This is a genomic window from Nostoc sp. UHCC 0252 (assembly GCF_034931145.1).
GTDB lineage: Bacteria > Cyanobacteriota > Cyanobacteriia > Cyanobacteriales > Nostocaceae > Nostoc.
Genome location: NZ_JAYGHE010000182.1, coordinates 1 through 2,088, shown reverse-complemented (window position 1 = coordinate 2,088; position 2,088 = coordinate 1). Strand labels below are relative to the sequence as shown.

Sequence of the window (2,088 nt, the reverse complement as noted above, 5' to 3'; positions counted from 1 at the left end):
AAATAATCACAGATGAGTATTACAATTGTTCACCCCAACGTCGAAAATCTGCAATCATTTTCTGACTTGTTTGACCTGGAAAAACTTTTGCAATCTGATGGAGTTCTACCGTGGCTTTTAGCGAATGGCTGGAACTACGACGATCAATCTTGTTTGATTGCAAACATCGTTGATGAGTCAACAAGTCTTGATGAAGTTTGGGAATCAGACGAATTTGATTTTAAGGCTCTGCCTGATGAAGATCAGGAAAAACTTCACCAGATTTTTGAGCATTTCTATCTGTAATCGAATTGCACTCTCAATCAATAATTAACACAAAAGTAACGAATTATCCGTGAAAAACTCTCCAGTCAAACTGATTAAATCTGCCTGGAGAGAAAAATCGATTCCACAAAAGATTATCACACACTCTACTTCAATAGTAATCAGATGGAATTAAATTTGATTAAAGTCTACGACTCAACGCTTTTAAGCTCCTCAAAAGTTTACCAAATCGACGGTACGCTTTCACGATACTTGGGTGATGAAGGTACTATCCAACATCCACAGTATCTATTTCTACCTCTGCCAAATCAAAGAAAAAAAGTCAGCTTTCGGCTAAATCGAAACAAACTTATGACTCGCTGTTACGAAGTCGAAGGCATGACTTATAACAAGCCTGTTGTACAGGATAATTCACAGCAACTTCAACTATTTTGAGTTATGTCAATACATAAACCACCAGTCATTAAAAGGCATATTCGGCTACAAAAAAGCTCTAAGAAAGTAATCTATAGAGCTACTAAAGACATTCAAATAGTCACAAAGAAAGCTTCGCTGAATTGAAAGTGAAAAATAATGATTGAGGTAAATAATCATGGTACAAGCAATTGACAATCCTATTGCTGCAAATTTCCTAACTGATGCAGTAGTCGAGCGCCACAATTTCTCACAATTAAATAAAACTCGTATTCGCTTTCGTATTCAGTTGAAGAGAAGTACAAAGTCTGCTGCACCTAAATGGGCAGATGTACTACAAGCTGAAGTTTCTGAAATTGAATCAGACCTTGTTAAAGTTACTAATTCCGAAGTTGGTTTGCGGGGTATCAAGGTATTTAAGAAATTGGATGAAGCTGCTGCCCAATTGAGGCAAGAGATTGCTTCAGTTCAAGAGTGGATGTCTGCTGATACTGGCGATTGGGTCTGTCCGATTGATTTGGCTCCACTCGTTTGGAATCAGTTAATTAATATTAGGGATAATATCGCCCCAGGACTGCGTAATCAATTAAAAGCTGATTACGAAGCTGGGTTGGTTGATTATCAAGAGCGGATTGATCAGTTCCTTTCACTTAACACCTGGGAATTAGCACAGGATAAGCAAGAGTCAGTCAAAGCCAACTTGCTAAGAGCATTCCCGACTCTGACCGATCTTGAAGACTATTTGCAGGTCGTTATTGGTCGTCCGGTGATTATCCCGGCATTGTCCGAACAACTGAACCAGCAACAAGCCGAATGTCTTGATCAGATTACCAAGTTCATTCAACAGTATGACCAAAATTTAGAGCAACGATTAAGGGAATCTGCTTTAGCTGGTGGTGAACAACTCGCCGCACAGTTGCTTGAAGAGTTGGCTGATTGGGAACCAGGACGCAAGCCCGTACAGTTTAAAAAGAAGATGCAACGCCATCTGATGAAGGTTCAGGTACTACTAGCGAATGCTGACCCGGAGGCAGGCAGTAGCTTGGAGGCGATGATGGCGCACTTAGATTCTATCGTTAGTGATCCGGCGATTGAGTCGAAGAATCTGGGTTCAGATACGCGCAGTCAATTACAGCAAAAGATGGAAGAAATTCGGATCAAGTTGTTAGACGAACAGCGCAATCTCCAAGAGCTAGCAACTGGTGAGGTGGGTTTATCGAAAGCTACCGTGATGTCGTTCAAGTTCAGGTAAAAAACAGTCTTGGGCGAAGGTGCATCGCTCAAGACTAAATACCTTAAACGAAAAATGCATATACACCTCACAAAGAATACCGCACTTCTACTATTAAGAGCAAAATTCCCATGTCACACTTTTCTAAAATTGCAGTCCAGTTTAAAGACCAATCCTGC

General features: G+C 40.4%; 3 protein-coding genes. All 3 read left to right on the top strand.

Translation table 11 applies throughout. The annotated features are described in order from the left end of the window. The first annotated feature begins 12 nt into the window (after positions 1–12). The 3 genes from VB732_RS35885 (at position 13) to VB732_RS35875 (ending at position 1,930) form a co-directional block, all read left to right on the top strand. Positions 13–285, top strand: a complete 273-nt coding sequence (locus tag VB732_RS35885) for a hypothetical protein (RefSeq protein ID WP_323235548.1) — start codon at positions 13–15, stop codon at positions 283–285. A 144-nt stretch (positions 286–429) separates the two neighbouring features. Further along, positions 430–699: a hypothetical protein gene (locus VB732_RS35880; protein ID WP_323235547.1), complete on the top strand. Its 270-nt coding sequence runs from the start codon at positions 430–432 to the stop codon at positions 697–699. 157 nt (positions 700–856) lie between these two features. Continuing rightward, positions 857–1,930, top strand: coding sequence for a hypothetical protein (locus VB732_RS35875; RefSeq protein WP_323235546.1), 1,074 nt, complete (start codon positions 857–859; stop codon positions 1,928–1,930). The last annotated feature ends 158 nt before the right edge of the window (positions 1,931–2,088 follow it).

Excerpts from the sequence above, each read along its gene's own strand:
- VB732_RS35885 (WP_323235548.1), top strand. The coding sequence starts at position 13 with ATGAGTATTACAATTGTTCACCCCAACGTCGAAAATCTGCAATCATTT.
- VB732_RS35880 (WP_323235547.1), top strand. The coding sequence starts at position 430 with ATGGAATTAAATTTGATTAAAGTCTACGACTCAACGCTTTTAAGCTCC.
- VB732_RS35875 (WP_323235546.1), top strand. The coding sequence starts at position 857 with ATGGTACAAGCAATTGACAATCCTATTGCTGCAAATTTCCTAACTGAT.